Here is a 12,782-nt window from a genome sequence, read left to right as displayed (position 1 = left end):
AATTTCACGTCACGCTATTGCGGCACAATCGAGTTGCGTCCCGCAGGAGCGCGATTTCCTCGGGTCTGTCAGGCGGGGGTGAACCGCACCGCGGCGATGCGTTCGCGCCGCACCGCCTCGGCGAAGTCCTCGACAGAGGGGATGCCGCCGTCGCGGAACTTCAGGCCCATCATCGTCGGCGCGCGTTTGGGACCCCAGTTCTTCGCGCAGCGGTGACAGAGTTCGGCGACGAGCGCGGTATCGGTGAGCAGTTGGCCGCGCATCGTCGTCGTCCGACCGTCGACCACCACATCGGCGGTTGCCCCGTCACGAAAATTGTTCTTCCAGCCCGCCGCGGTCAGCGCGTACAGTTCACCGTCAATCTTGTGCGCCGTCACCGGAATCGAATACCGACGCCCGGTCTTTCGGCCGACGACGTCGACCACCATCATGCGGCTGCGTAGCGGCCCAGCCAGGGGAGTGCGCAGCAGCCTGCCGATCACGGGGTTCACCATCCGCAGCACTTTGTCCGGTGGGTGCGACGCCGTGACAGCGGGTAACTGTTCTGTCATAGCCGTCACGGTATGACGCGCCGGCGCCGCGGACCGAGTTCTCGCAAAAGTGACGGCTCATGCGGCTACAGCGACTGGAGGTCGTCGGGCACGTCGACCGCATGTTCGCGCAGCGCCTCCAACGAGACCACTTCGAGCGTGCGCTCATGCGTCGATGCCAGCACCACCGGCGCGGCGAAGCCGTCCTGGTAGGCCTTCAACCAGTTCACCGCGGTGACGCACCAGCGGTCGCCCGGCTGCAGACCGGGGAATCGGTACTCCGGGCGCGGCGTGGACAGGTCGTTGCCGATCGACCGCTGATGCAGCAGGAACTCGGCGGTCACCACGGCACAGATCGTGTGGCTGCCGAGATCCTCCGGCCCAGTCGAGCAGCAGCCGTCCCGGTAGAAGCCCGTCATCGGGTCGGAGCCGCAGGGCTCCAGCGGCTCGCCGAGGACATTGAGTTCAACCACGTTTAGTCCATCGTCTTCGGGGGTCTTAATATTCAGTACTACCCAAGATATTCAGCTGGTGAGTGGACGGACAGAGGAGTATCCGGCATGGCCGCGCTCAGGACTGGCGAGGGACTCCCCGACATCGTCGTGACCGCAGTCGTCTCGACGACAGCGCTTGCGACCGACGCCGAAGAGACATGGCAACTGCTTCAGCAGGGCAGAAGCGGTATCAGGGTGCTGGACAAGTGGTTCATCGACGAGTTCGACTCGCCGGTGCGCATCGGCGGCCCGATCCTGGAAGATCTCGACGAGCAGCTGGGACGCGTCGAGCGGCGCCGGACGTCCTACATGCAGAAGATGTCCACCGTCCTGAGCCGCAGGCTCTGGGAAGCCGCGGGCGCTCCCGATATCGACACCCGACGGTTGGCCGTGTCGGTGGGGCTCGCGCTGGGCAGCACCGAGGAGATCCCACTCCAGCACGACGTCTGGCGGCAGAAGGGGCTGCGTGCCGTGTCGCCGCTGACCATCCAGATGTACATGCCGAACGGCGCCGCCGCCGCGGTCGGGTTGGACCGACAGGCGAAGGCGGGCATCATCTCGCCGGTGATGGCCGACGCGTCGGGAGCCGCGGCCATCGCCCACGCGTGGCGGCACATCATCCTCGGTGAGGCCGACGCCGTGATCTGCGGCGGCGTGGAGACGCACATCGAGGCGGTGCCCGTCGCCGCGTTCAGCCTGCAGGGCCTGCTGTCGACCAACAACGACGACCCCACCGGCGCCTGTCGCCCGTTCGACAAAGACCGCGACGGCATGGTGTTCGGCGAGGGCGGCGCGTTGATGCTCGTCGAGACCGAGCAGCACGCCAAAGCGCGGGGTGCGCAACCGCTGGCCCGGCTGATGGGTGTGGGCATCACCTCCGACGGCTACGACGTCGTCAAACCCGCCCCCGACGGGGTTCAGGCCGGTGACGCCATCGCCCGGGCCGTCGAGTTGGCCGGCCTGGCACCAGCTGACATCGACCACATCAACGCGCACGCCACCGGAACCGGTTTCGGGGACCTCGCCGAGGCCCGCGCCATCCGCAATGCGCTAGCCGACCATGCGGCCGCGGTGTACGCCCCGAAGGCGGCCTTGGGGCATTCACTCGGTTCCGCGGGCGCCATCGAGGCGGTGTTGACGGTCCAGGCCTTGCGCGACGGGGTCATCCCACCGACGCTCAACCTCAAAGACCTCGACCCGCAGATCGACCTGGATGTCGTCGCCGAGAGCCCCCGCCGCGGCGACTACCGCTATGCGATCACCAACTCGTTCGGCCTGGGCGGCTATAACGTCGCGCTGGCGTTCGGCGCCTACTGAGGTCCCAAGCCCCGTTACTTGGTCAGCGTGAACTGCCCGACGTAGCAGACGTTGCGCTGGAAGAAGTCCGAGCACCCGACCAGGTACTTCATGTACCGGTCGTAGACCTCCTGCGAGGTCACCGCGATCGCCTTGTCCTTTGCGGCCTCGAGTGCGGCCGCCCAGGTGTCGAGGGTGCGCACGTAGTGCGGGGTCATCTCGTCGAACTCCTCGACTGAGAACCCCGCGTTGCGGCTGTAGTCGTAGACGTCCTCGTCGCACGGCACGGCACCGCCGGGGAAGATCTCCTTCGCGATGAACCGCATGAACTTCAGGTCGGTCATAGTGATCGGGATGCCCAACTCCGGCCAGCGCTTGAGCGGGTGGCCCATGATCGTCTGCAACACCATCCGGCCGTCCGCGGGCATGACCCGGTAGCAGGTGTCGAAGAACGCCTTGTACTTCGCCTTTGGCCACGCCTCGAACGCCTCGATGGACACGATGCGGTCGACGGGCTCGTCGAACTCCTCCCACCCCTTGAGCAGCACCCGGCGGGAGCGGTCCGTCTCCACTCGGTCGAGGATCTGCTGACCGAGCGCGCGCTGATTACGGCTCAGCGTCAGTCCCACGACGTTGACGTCGTAGGTCTCGATTGCCCGCTTCATCATCGAACCCCAACCGCAACCGACGTCGAGCAGCGTCATCCCGGGCCGCAGCTCGAGCTTGCGGAGCGCGCGGTCGATCTTGGCGATCTGCGCCTCTTCGAGCGTCATGTCGTCGCGCTCGTAGAACGCGCAGCTGTAGGTCCGGGTCGGATCCTGGAAGAGGCCGAAGAACTCGTTCGACAGGTCGTAGTGCGCCTGAACGTCCTCGTAAGCGACCTTCATCGTCGTCCCCGAATCCGACATCTCGTCTGGCCTCCTCTGCGGACGTTAGGGGACCGCGCCCCGTGACGACCAACTTATATATCTCATATCTCGCATTTTTCGTAATCCGGCTAAGCAGCTGTCTTCTCGCACGTGAACTGCGCGACGTCGGTATAGCCGTTTCGGAAAAGGTCCGCGCAACCCGTCAGGTATTTGCGGAAGCGCTCGTAGATCTCCTCGGAGGTGATCGCGATCGCCTCGTCCTTCTTCGCTTCGAGGTTGGCCGCCCAGGTGTCCAGCGTCCTGACGTAGTGCGGCTGCAGGTGCTGTTCGCGGGTGACCGTGTAGCCGGCCTTGTTTGCGTGGTCCCGCACCATCGAGGCCAGCGGCAAACGTCCGCCGGGATAGATCTCGTCCATGATGAACTTGATGAATCTCACCCGGGACATGGTGAGCGGCAGGCCTTTTGCCTTGATCTCCTCATCCTCGGGAATGATGATCGTGTGTAGCATCATCACGCCGTCGTCGGGCATCCAGCTGAAGGTCTTCTTGAAGTAGTCGTCGTACTTGTTGAAGCCGAAGTGCTCGAACGCGCCGATCGACACGATCCGGTCGACCCGGCCCTCGAACTCTTCCCACGGCTGCAGCCGAACTTCCATCTTGCGCTGGCTCGTCGACTTGGCGAACCGGTTGTCTTCGATGTGCCGCTTCTGGTTCTCCGACAGCGTCAGCCCGATGACGTTGACGTCGTACTTCTCGACCGCGCGCATGATCGTCGAGCCCCAGCCGCAGCCGATGTCCAGCAGCGTCATGCCGGGCTGCAGACCCAGCTTGCCGAGCGACAGGTCGACCTTCGCGCGCTGTGCCTCTTCGAGCGTCATGTCGTCGCGCTCGAAATACGCGCAGCTGTAGGTCTGAGTGGGGTCCTGCCACAGCTTGAAGAACTCGTTGGAAATGTCGTAGTGGAACTGGACTTCCTTCTTGTCCGAACCGCGGGTCTGCGATGCGGACTTCGACAGCCACTTCGACTGCGCCTGCGATGTCGAGCTCTGTTGTGTTCCTGATGTTCCTGTCACGGTCCACCCTTTATGCAAATCGAGGGAGCGATTGTCCATTTGATCGCGCAGGTTGTTCGACACGATGTGATGACATTACCCCCACTCGACGGGCGGTCGGCAGCGGAGCACCCTCGACATTCCGGTCAGATTTTGGAGGTTTTCGTCATCCAGCGCATCACCTGCCAGCCGGCGAATACCGGCAGCCAGGTGGTCAGCACCCGGTAGAGCAAAACCGACGGTACGGCGACGGCGGCGGGCATGCCGAACGCTGCCAACCCGCCGATCAGAGCCGCCTCGACCGCACCGATACCGCCGGGCGTCGGCGCCGCCGAGGCCAGCGTCCCCCCGACCATCGTCACGACGGTGACGGTGACGAACGACGTGTCGCCGCCGAACGCCTCGATCGCGGCCCACAGCGCGAACGCGTTGCCCAGAGTCGTCGCTGCACACCCCGCCATGATCAGTGCCAGCCGTCTGGGTTCACGGGCCAGCGCGATGAGGTGGCCGACCACCTCCTCCAGCCGCGGCCGCACCGCCGTCGCCAGCCACCGCCGCAGCTTGGGGACCAGCAGAAACGTCCCGACCAGCCCGAGCAGCACACCGCCGATCAAATACAGCAGCGTGACGTCGGGGACGAAGCGCGAGAGGTCCGCCGATACGCCCGCCGCGGTGGAGAAGAAGATGAGCAGCCCCAGGTGGGTGATGACCTGAACCGATTGCTGCAGCGCGACGGCGGTGGTGGCGCGCATGGGGTTCACGCCGCCCTTCTGCAGGTACCGGGCGGACAGCGCCAGCCCACCCACCCCCGCGGGCGTCGTGGTAGCCGCGAATTTGTTGGCGACCTGCATGACGACCAGTCCCCACAGGCTGACCAGCCCGTCGGCGCACGCCCAGAGCGCCGCGGCCGCCCCCAAGTACGTCAGACTCGAAGCGGCCAGGCCCAGCACCGCCCACCACCAGTTCGCGGTGCGCAGCTCGGTGACGAACGTCGGCACCGAACTGAGGAACGGATAGGCGACATAGACGAGCGCAGCCAGCAGCACCAGCTGGACCACCTGGCTGCGGGTGAACCGCGTGACGGTCTCGGTGCGAATCTCGTCGACGCGGGCCTGGCGCTTGACCTCGTCGCGCGCCGCGGTGATGACGGACTTGGCGTCGGTCACCGAATTGCGGATGCCCGTCGGGACCGCGGCCATCGTCAACCGCCGCGACGCGGTCAGCACCGTGTCTTTGCCGAACGCGTCGATCGCGGCGCGGACCGCCGAACTGGCGTCGTAGAGGTGCGTCGTCGTCACCAGCAACTGCGCGATGTCGGTGTGCAGCTGTGCGTCGGTGGCGCCGTACTCGGCGTTGTCGAACCCGCCGAAAAGCACCGCATCGCCGTCGACGGTGATCTCGTTGCTGCGCAGGTCGCCGTGGGAGATCTGGCAGTCGTGCAGATCGCGCAACGACTCCCACACCCGCCCAACGGGTATCGCCTCGACACACTCGCTGATCGGGATCCCGCGGGGCGGGGTGTGGGCGTACAGCGTCCAGCCCCGGTCCAGCGCGGCGACCGCGATCGTCGAGGTGTTCGCGATTTTGAGCTCGCCGATCGCGATCGCCATCAGCGCGCGGTGCTCGACGAGGCGGCGCATCGACGCGTGCAGCGGCGCGGTCTCCCGGTCGCGGAACCGCACCTTGCGCCACAGCTGCAGCAGCACGCCGCCGCCGCGCTGGTGCGGTCCGTACAGTTCCATCACCGCCGTGGCCCGTTCCTCCTCGCAGGTCGCGGTCAACACGAGCGGCCCGGCGCCGGCGGGTCGGATCACCTGCATGCCGGTGACGACGCAGCCGCGCCGCGCCATCGCACGCACGGCGCCGTCGAGCGGCACCTCCAGCCCGGGCGTGCCGACGACGAGCACCACCAGCGCGCCGACAAACCAGCCGACCGCCAGCCCGACCAGTGAGCGGGCCGGCACCACCGCGCTGACCACCAGATGGATCGGCACGAACGCGAGCAGCAGGGTCCACCACCAGCGCCGCCAGCGGGCGGGCAGCCACGGACCGGAGACGGTGAGCACCGCGGCGAGCATCGCGATCCAGCGCGGGTCGTCGACGAATTGCGAGGCGAACGTGTCGAGCCGGCCGGACAGATCGAAGTGCCAACGCGGCGCCGTCAACCCCAGGCCGCTGATCGACAACAAGGACCCCGCTATGACGGCCGCCGCCGCGTAGGCGCCGAGCAGCTTCCACTGCCGCGAGAGGATCAGGCCGACCAGGATCAGGAACGGCAGCGCGACGATCGCGATGCCGTAAACCAGGTAGACCAAGTTGGCCTGGGTCGGCGTCAGCACCGCGACGATCTCGGAGATCGAGCGTTCCAGCGCGACCCACTCGTTGCGGGTGATCAGCGAGCCGGTGATGACGACGGCGAGAAACAGCGTCGCCAGCACGACGCGGACGATGTCGTTGGTCCGCCTCGTCAAGGGCTGCAGGAGGCTGCCCGAGACGGTGATGTCTCGGCCGTCAACGCGCATGTATCAACGATCTTCCGATCCGGGGGCCACGTCGGTAGCGACCCGCCGACAACTTAACCGCCGACCGGTGTAAAGCGGCTCATTGACGGCTCAAGGAGCATGGCCCAGCCGCGGCCTGCGCCAGTAGGACGTCACTGCCGCCGAATTCTGCGCCTGGGGTCGTGGTTCGGGACGACCACAGCCATGGGCGCAATAACGACTATTCCCATTCGCGCATCCCGCTCGTACTCTATTAGGCATGCGTCCAACAACGGCATCGGCGCTGCCACCGGGTCCGCGGCTCCCGTCGTTCGTGACGCTGTTGCTGATGATGCGGTGGTGGTCGCGGCTCGTGGCGATCTGTCAGCGGCGCTACGGCAACGTGTTCACGCTGACCAACTCCATGATGGGGTCGATGGTCTACCTTGCCGACCCCGCCGACATCAAGACGGTGTTCGCCGGCGACCCACGGATTTATCATGCGGGCGAGGCCAATTCGATGCTGGGCGGGCTGCTCGGCGACAGTTCGGTGCTGGTCGTGGACGACGACGTGCACCGCGAGCGCCGCCGGCTCATGATGGCGCCCTTCCATCGCGACGCGGTGGCCCGGCAGGCCGGCGTGATGGCCGAGATCGCCGCGGAGAACATCGCGGGTTGGCCCGTGGGCAAGCCGTTTGCGGTGGCGCCGAAGATGTCGGAGATCACGCTGGAGGTGATCCTGCGGACGGTGATCGGCGCCAGCGACCCGGAGCGATTGGCGGCGCTGCGCGAGGTGATGCCGCGGCTGCTGAACATCGGGCCGTGGGAGTCGCTGGCGATCGCGAAGCCGAAGCTGTTGCGTCGTCGCCCGTGGCAGCGGTTGCGGCGCAACATGGCCGAGGCGGACCGGCTGTTGTATGCCGAGATCGCCGATCGTCGCGCGGATCCGGACCTGGCGCAGCGCACGGACGCGCTGGCGATGCTGGTCCGGGCCGGCGTAGAAGACGGCGCCGGCATGACCGATCGGGAACTGCGCGACCAGCTGATGACGCTGCTGGTGGCCGGGCACGACACCACCGCGACGGGCCTGTCGTGGGCGCTGGAGCGGTTGACCCGCCACCCCGAGGTGCTGGCAAAGGCGGTGTGCGCAGCCGATTCCGGTGACGACGAGTACCTCGACGCGATCGCCAAGGAGACGCTGCGGATCCGTCCGGTGGTGCCCGATGTGGGCCGAATCCTGACCGAGCCGGTCGATATCGCCGGCTACCGGCTGCCTGCGGGCGTGATGGTGGTCCCGAGCATCACGCTGGTGCACGACAACGCCGACATCTACCCCGAACCCGACCACTTTGACCCCGATCGGATGGTCGGCGCGGCGCTGAGCCCGACGACGTGGCTGCCGTTCGGTGGCGGCAATCGGCGTTGTCTCGGCGCGGGATTCGCGATGGTGGAGATGCGCGTGGTGCTGCGCGAGGTGCTGCGACGCGTCGAGTTGGCGGCTACCACCGCGGCGGGGGAGCGGCCCAAACTCAAGCACGTGATCATGACGCCGCATCGCGGCGCACGAATCACGTTGGCGGCGAGAAAGTTTGCATCCCCCCTTTGGCGCGAGCGACCGTGTCTGCACGCCGACACGCCGTGTTCGGCAGTACAACAGCGGTCGCTCGCGCACCTGGGGCGAGCCGGTCGGCAGCGGCGGAGATGATTAAGAGATTCCGGCAAACATGATGTAACTTCAATCGACACACCGATGCGGGGTTGGCCGCTGTCGAGGGGTTAATGAAGACGGTGGACGCGACACCATTCGGGCATTACCAGCTGCAACAGCTGATCGGCCGTGGTGGTATGGGCGAGGTCTATCGCGCCTACGACACCAAGACCGACCGCATCGTCGCGCTGAAGGTACTGCCGCCCGGCATGGCCGCCGACGAGATATTCCAGCAGCGCTTCCGGCGCGAATCGCAGGCCGCCGCCGGGCTCAACGACCCGCACGTCGTGCCGATCCACGGGTTCGGCGAGCTCGACGGTCGCCTCTACCTCGACATGCGGCTCATCGAGGGGCGCACCCTCGGCACGATTTTGACCGAAGCCGGCAAGAAGCCGATCGACACGACGCTGGCGGTCAAGATCGTCGAGCAGGTGGCCATGGCCCTGGACGCCGCGCACGCGGCGGGGCTCATCCACCGCGACATCAAGCCGTCGAACATCCTGGTCACCACACACGATTTCGTGTATCTCATCGACTTCGGGTTGGCACGCTCGGCAGGCGAGAAGGGCTTGACGACCGCGGGCAGCACCCTCGGCACGATGGCCTACATGGCCCCCGAGCGCTTCGAGGGCAAGCCGGTCGATTCGACCGCCGACATCTACGCGCTGGCCTGCGTGCTCTACGAGTGCCTGACGGGCGTGCGGCCTTATCCGGCCGACAGCCTCGAGCAGCAGATCGCCGGCCACATGACCAAGGACGTGCCCAAGCCGTCGGCGGTCGATCCGCGGTTGGCGGCCTTCGACGAGGTCATCGCGAAAGGCATGGCCAAGAAGCCGGCCAAGCGCTACCAGACGGCCGGTGACCTGGCCGGCGCCGCCCGCCGCGCGCTGCACGCCCCGGTGCGCACCGCGGGCAGCGCCAAGCACCAGGCGCGACGGGCACCTGCGCGAGTAAGGCGCGTACCGCGCAAGACGCTGGCGTTGGCCGCGGCAGTGGTGCTGGTTGCGGCGCTGGGTACGTTCGGCGTGGTGCAATGGCGCGGCGGACTCGACCGCGGCGGCGCCAAACCGGCCACTGTGGACGAGACGACGGCGATGCCGACCGCCGCACCCGGCGCGGTGGAATCGATTGCGGCGACGGTGCCCGAGGAGATCCGGTCGACGGGCCGGCTCGTCATCGGAGTCAACATCCCTTATCCGCCAAATGAATTCAAGGATGCCAACGGTCAGATCGTCGGGTTCGACATCGACCTGATGAATGCGATCGCGCGAACGCTGGGCTTGGTGCCCGAATACCGGGAAACCGCGTTCGAGGCGATCCTGCCGTCGGTGCGCGCCGGCGACTTCAACGTCGGCGTCTCATCCTTCACCGACACCAGGGAACGTGAGGAGTCCGCCGACTTCGTCACCTACTACCGGGCAGGCACCCTGTGGGCGCAGCAGACCGGGTCCGGAATCACGCCTGCCGACGCCTGTGGGCTCAGCATCGGCGTCACCTACGCGACACTTCAGGAGACCGAGGAGATCCCGGACAAGAGCCAGGAGTGCGTCGCCGCAGGATCGGAGCCGATCGACAAGGTCGTCTACGTCACCCAGGACGAACTCACCTCGGCGCTGATCAATGGCGAGGTCGACGCCATGGCCGCGGACTCGCCGGTGACGGGGTTCGCAATCAAGACCTCGGGCGGAGCGCTGGAGGCCGCCGGGGATGTGTTCAACTCGGCCCCGTACGGCTGGCCGGTCGCCAAGGGTTCGGGGCTGGCCGAATCGCTGCGCCAAGCGCTGGCGCACCTGATCTCGACCGGCGAGTACCGCACGATCGCGCTCATGTGGGGCGTGGAGAAGGGCATGATCTCCACGCCGGTGATCAACGGGGCGACCCGCTGATCACCGCCCTGACGTGCACGTGTAACCTGAAAGCAGCCTTCTCCGGTTAGCAGCCAGCTTTCGCAAAGACCAGACTGCGATTTGACACCGCGCGCCCCCTCGACATCGGCCGCTGCGGAACGTAACGAAGGACTTGCTTCATGCAGTCGAACGACCTGTTCTCCCATCCCCAGAAGCCGGAGTTCGTCTCGAGCGAAGACGACTCCGCCGAACCCGTCACGAATCCCGTGTTCTCCGACCGCCCCGAACGGGGTTCGTCTGCCGCCCGACCGTCGGCATGAACGGCTTGACCGGCGCACGCCGGCTGGCCCGGCCCGTCCGCCTCGTGCTGGCGCGAAGCCTCGGCTCCGACATCGACGGCGCCTGGTGGCCCCACACCGGATCGGTGGCAGGTGAACTACCCGAGCTGATTGAAACGCTGCACAAGACGCTCGGTGAGATCGTCGATATCCGGGTGAACTGGGCGGCCACCGAGGGCGCCCTGGACTACAACTCGATCCTCCGCGACAGTCGGGCCAGGAAAGCGGGCCCGCGCCGGCCCCACCGGCTGATGATCGTCGTCGGGCGCTCCGCCTCGGCCAAACTCCTTGTCGTTCCGCATCTGACGACACCCGCGCTCGGAGCCATGGTCCTGCGGTGCGCGGTGGGTAGGTCGAATCACGGTGACCCCCAAGGCGGTCAGTGGAGCCAAGCCGCCGACACAGTCATCCGCGACGCGCGAGCCGACAGCCTAGCGTGGGCGACATAGGTTTCACCGCACGACGATCGTGTGCTCTGCGCGCGGCACCAGCTCGCCGATGACGGGCGCACCGGGGATCTCTCCGGCGATCAGTAGACCGCCGGAAGTCTGCGCGTCCGCCAGCAGTAGCGCCTCGTCCTCGTCGACCGCCGTCAGGTCGGCGTGCGGGGCCACCCAGTCGAGATTGCGTCGGGTGCCACCGCTGACGTATCCCGCCGCCAACGCATCGCGCGCACCGTCGAGGTAGGGTACCGCCGCGCTGTCGATCACCGCGGTCACACCGCTGGCGCGGGCCAGCTTGTGCAGATGCCCAAGCAGGCCGAAACCCGTTATGTCGGTAGCGCATTCGACACCGGCGTTAAGGGCTGCCTTCGCAGCGTCGGCGTTCAGCGTCGTCATCACCGCGATCGCCTCCGGGAACGTCTCGCCGGTGTTCTTGTGCCTGCTGTTGAGCACCCCGACGCCGAGCGGCTTGGTCAACGACAACGGCACCCCCGGCCGGCCGGAGTCGTTGCGCAACAACTTATTCGGGTCGGCGATACCGGTGACCGCCAGACCGTACTTCGGTTCCGGGTCGTCGACGCTGTGCCCGCCGGCCAGATGGCAACCCGCCGTCGCGCACACGTCCAGCCCCCCGCGTAACACCTCGGCGGCCAGCTCGAACGGCAACACCTCGCGTGGCCAGCCCAGCAGGTTCACCGCGACGACCGGCCGTCCGCCCATTGCGTACACGTCGGAAAGCGCGTTGGTGGCCGCGATCCGGCCCCAGTCGTAGGCGTCGTCGACCACCGGGGTGAAGAAGTCGGTGGTCGCGATCAGCGCGACCCCGTTGTCGATGCGCACCGCCGCCCCGTCGTCGCCGTCCTCGAGGCCGACCAGCAGTTCACCGACCGGATCGCGCGGGGCGGCACCGGTCAGTCCGCGGACCATGTCCTCGAGCTCGCCGGGCGGGATCTTGCAGGCGCAGCCGCCGCCGTAGGCGTACTGGGTCAGTCGGTAGGCCATCTGCTCCGTCACAGCCTCCATGCTGCCTGGCATGATCGGGCCGTGGGTCAGGGAGGCGTATCCGGTCTGGTGACCGGCACGGTCTTCAAAATCGCTGAGCGGCAGATTCTGTCGCTGGCGGGTTCGATTCCCGTCCGCCTCCGCCACAGTTCCGGCTGATCAGCCGTCCCACACCACCAGGCCGTCGGCGCGGATCCGCGCCCCCTCCGACGGTGTGTGCGGCAGGAGGCGGCCGTCGTGCATGAGGTGCGCGATCGGCACCGAGAACCGCAACATCGCCACGTCGGCGACGATGCGCCGATGGCAGCGCCACCACACCGACTCGCTGCACATCATCGCGGTGCGTTGCCGTCGCACCTGTTCGACGAGGTCGCCCAGTGCGTCGTCGAATTCGCTGGTGCGGGTATAGGCGGCGTAGGCGGCGAACTGTTTGACCCGCCACCACGGATCCTCGGGTTCGGCGTCGGCGGGCAGGCTCCGGCGCCCACCCAGTCGCTGCTCCCAGCGGTAGGCCAACCCGGCCTCGTCGGCCCACTCGGTGATCGCGGTCATGGCCACATCGGGGTTGTGCCGGCTGTTCGGATATCGGCGGATGTCGACGATCGCCTCGATCCCCGCTTCCTGTAACAGCCGTACGAGGCCCGTTCTGTCGAGTGCGCCATGCCCCACCGACGTCAACATTTCATCGGTGTACCCGAACGCGGCCATTAGGACATGATGGTT

Annotated in this window: 12 protein-coding genes and 1 tRNA gene; 6 read left to right on the top strand and 7 right to left on the bottom strand. The window is 67.0% G+C overall.

All coding sequences use genetic code 11. The features are described 5' to 3' along the window. Window positions 1-68 precede the first annotated feature (68 nt). Together QGN32_RS08255 and QGN32_RS08250 are read right to left on the bottom strand one after the other, a co-directional pair. Window positions 69-551, bottom strand: coding sequence for a hypothetical protein (locus tag QGN32_RS08255; RefSeq protein WP_326548095.1), 483 nt, complete (start codon window positions 549-551; stop codon window positions 69-71). Window positions 552-616: 65 nt separating this feature from the next. Beyond that, window positions 617-1,003, bottom strand: a complete 387-nt coding sequence (locus QGN32_RS08250) for a DUF2237 family protein (protein ID WP_326548094.1) — start codon at window positions 1,001-1,003, stop codon at window positions 617-619. An 87-nt stretch (window positions 1,004-1,090) separates the two neighbouring features. On the opposite strand from QGN32_RS08250, the gene QGN32_RS08245 reads away from it, so the two are divergent. Next, complete coding sequence (locus tag QGN32_RS08245; protein WP_326548093.1) at window positions 1,091-2,341, top strand: KasA/KasB family beta-ketoacyl-ACP synthase; 1,251 nt, start codon at window positions 1,091-1,093, stop codon at window positions 2,339-2,341. Window positions 2,342-2,355: 14 nt separating this feature from the next. On the opposite strand, the gene QGN32_RS08240 is transcribed toward QGN32_RS08245, so the two are convergent. From QGN32_RS08240 to QGN32_RS08230, 3 genes are all read right to left on the bottom strand, one after another. After that, window positions 2,356-3,228 (bottom strand): cyclopropane mycolic acid synthase family methyltransferase, encoded by an 873-nt coding sequence (locus QGN32_RS08240; protein WP_326548092.1) that lies wholly within the window; start codon window positions 3,226-3,228, stop codon window positions 2,356-2,358. Window positions 3,229-3,317: 89 nt separating this feature from the next. Next, window positions 3,318-4,262 (bottom strand): cyclopropane mycolic acid synthase family methyltransferase, encoded by a 945-nt coding sequence (locus QGN32_RS08235; protein WP_326548091.1) that lies wholly within the window; start codon window positions 4,260-4,262, stop codon window positions 3,318-3,320. 125 nt (window positions 4,263-4,387) lie between these two features. Next, window positions 4,388-6,763 carry a lysylphosphatidylglycerol synthase domain-containing protein gene (locus QGN32_RS08230; RefSeq protein ID WP_326548090.1) on the bottom strand — a complete coding sequence of 792 codons (2,376 nt, stop codon included), beginning with the start codon at window positions 6,761-6,763 and terminating at the stop codon, window positions 4,388-4,390. A gap of 238 nt (window positions 6,764-7,001) precedes the next feature. On the opposite strand from QGN32_RS08230, the gene QGN32_RS08225 reads away from it, so the two are divergent. From QGN32_RS08225 to QGN32_RS08210, 4 genes are all read left to right on the top strand, one after another. Next, window positions 7,002-8,426 carry a cytochrome P450 gene (locus QGN32_RS08225; protein WP_326548089.1) on the top strand — a complete coding sequence of 475 codons (1,425 nt, stop codon included), beginning with the start codon at window positions 7,002-7,004 and terminating at the stop codon, window positions 8,424-8,426. Window positions 8,427-8,509: 83 nt separating this feature from the next. After that, window positions 8,510-10,315 (top strand): serine/threonine protein kinase StpK7, encoded by a 1,806-nt coding sequence (gene stpK7 / locus QGN32_RS08220; protein WP_326548988.1) that lies wholly within the window; start codon window positions 8,510-8,512, stop codon window positions 10,313-10,315. Between the two features lie 140 nt (window positions 10,316-10,455). Continuing rightward, window positions 10,456-10,596, top strand: coding sequence for a hypothetical protein (locus tag QGN32_RS08215; protein WP_326548088.1), 141 nt, complete (start codon window positions 10,456-10,458; stop codon window positions 10,594-10,596). Further along, window positions 10,593-11,063 carry a DUF5994 family protein gene (locus QGN32_RS08210; RefSeq protein WP_326548087.1) on the top strand — a complete coding sequence of 157 codons (471 nt, stop codon included), beginning with the start codon at window positions 10,593-10,595 and terminating at the stop codon, window positions 11,061-11,063. The genes QGN32_RS08215 and QGN32_RS08210 overlap by 4 nt, the downstream gene beginning before the upstream one ends. Before the next feature lie 3 nt (window positions 11,064-11,066). Here the strand turns inward: QGN32_RS08210 and selD are convergent, their stop codons facing one another. Next, window positions 11,067-12,059, bottom strand: coding sequence for a selenide, water dikinase SelD (selD, locus tag QGN32_RS08205; RefSeq protein WP_326548987.1), 993 nt, complete (start codon window positions 12,057-12,059; stop codon window positions 11,067-11,069). Window positions 12,060-12,110: 51 nt separating this feature from the next. Here selD and QGN32_RS08200 point away from each other — a divergent pair. Further along, a tRNA-Sec gene (locus tag QGN32_RS08200) sits at window positions 12,111-12,205 on the top strand. 13 nt (window positions 12,206-12,218) lie between these two features. Here the strand turns inward: QGN32_RS08200 and QGN32_RS08195 are convergent. Next, the gene (locus tag QGN32_RS08195; protein WP_326548986.1) at window positions 12,219-12,740 is read right to left on the bottom strand and encodes a DUF488 domain-containing protein; all 522 of its coding nucleotides are present in this window, start codon (window positions 12,738-12,740) and stop codon (window positions 12,219-12,221) included. Between the last annotated feature and the right edge of the window lie 42 nt (window positions 12,741-12,782).

This window comes from Mycolicibacterium sp. ND9-15, assembly GCF_035918395.1.
Lineage (GTDB): Bacteria > Actinomycetota > Actinomycetes > Mycobacteriales > Mycobacteriaceae > Mycobacterium.
Note: the sequence above shows the minus strand (reverse complement) of the source record. Positions and strands in the feature narration are given on the sequence as shown.

Coding starts and splice junctions, on each gene's coding strand:
- QGN32_RS08255 (WP_326548095.1), bottom strand. CDS start 551: ATGACAGAACAGTTACCCGCTGTCACGGCGTCGCACCCACCGGACAAA.
- QGN32_RS08245 (WP_326548093.1), top strand. CDS start 1,091: ATGGCCGCGCTCAGGACTGGCGAGGGACTCCCCGACATCGTCGTGACC.
- QGN32_RS08240 (WP_326548092.1), bottom strand. CDS start 3,228: ATGTCGGATTCGGGGACGACGATGAAGGTCGCTTACGAGGACGTTCAG.
- QGN32_RS08230 (WP_326548090.1), bottom strand. CDS start 6,763: ATGCGCGTTGACGGCCGAGACATCACCGTCTCGGGCAGCCTCCTGCAG.
- QGN32_RS08225 (WP_326548089.1), top strand. CDS start 7,002: ATGCGTCCAACAACGGCATCGGCGCTGCCACCGGGTCCGCGGCTCCCG.
- QGN32_RS08215 (WP_326548088.1), top strand. CDS start 10,456: ATGCAGTCGAACGACCTGTTCTCCCATCCCCAGAAGCCGGAGTTCGTC.
- QGN32_RS08210 (WP_326548087.1), top strand. CDS start 10,593: ATGAACGGCTTGACCGGCGCACGCCGGCTGGCCCGGCCCGTCCGCCTC.
- selD (WP_326548987.1), bottom strand. CDS start 12,059: ATGGCCTACCGACTGACCCAGTACGCCTACGGCGGCGGCTGCGCCTGC.
- QGN32_RS08195 (WP_326548986.1), bottom strand. CDS start 12,740: ATGTTGACGTCGGTGGGGCATGGCGCACTCGACAGAACGGGCCTCGTA.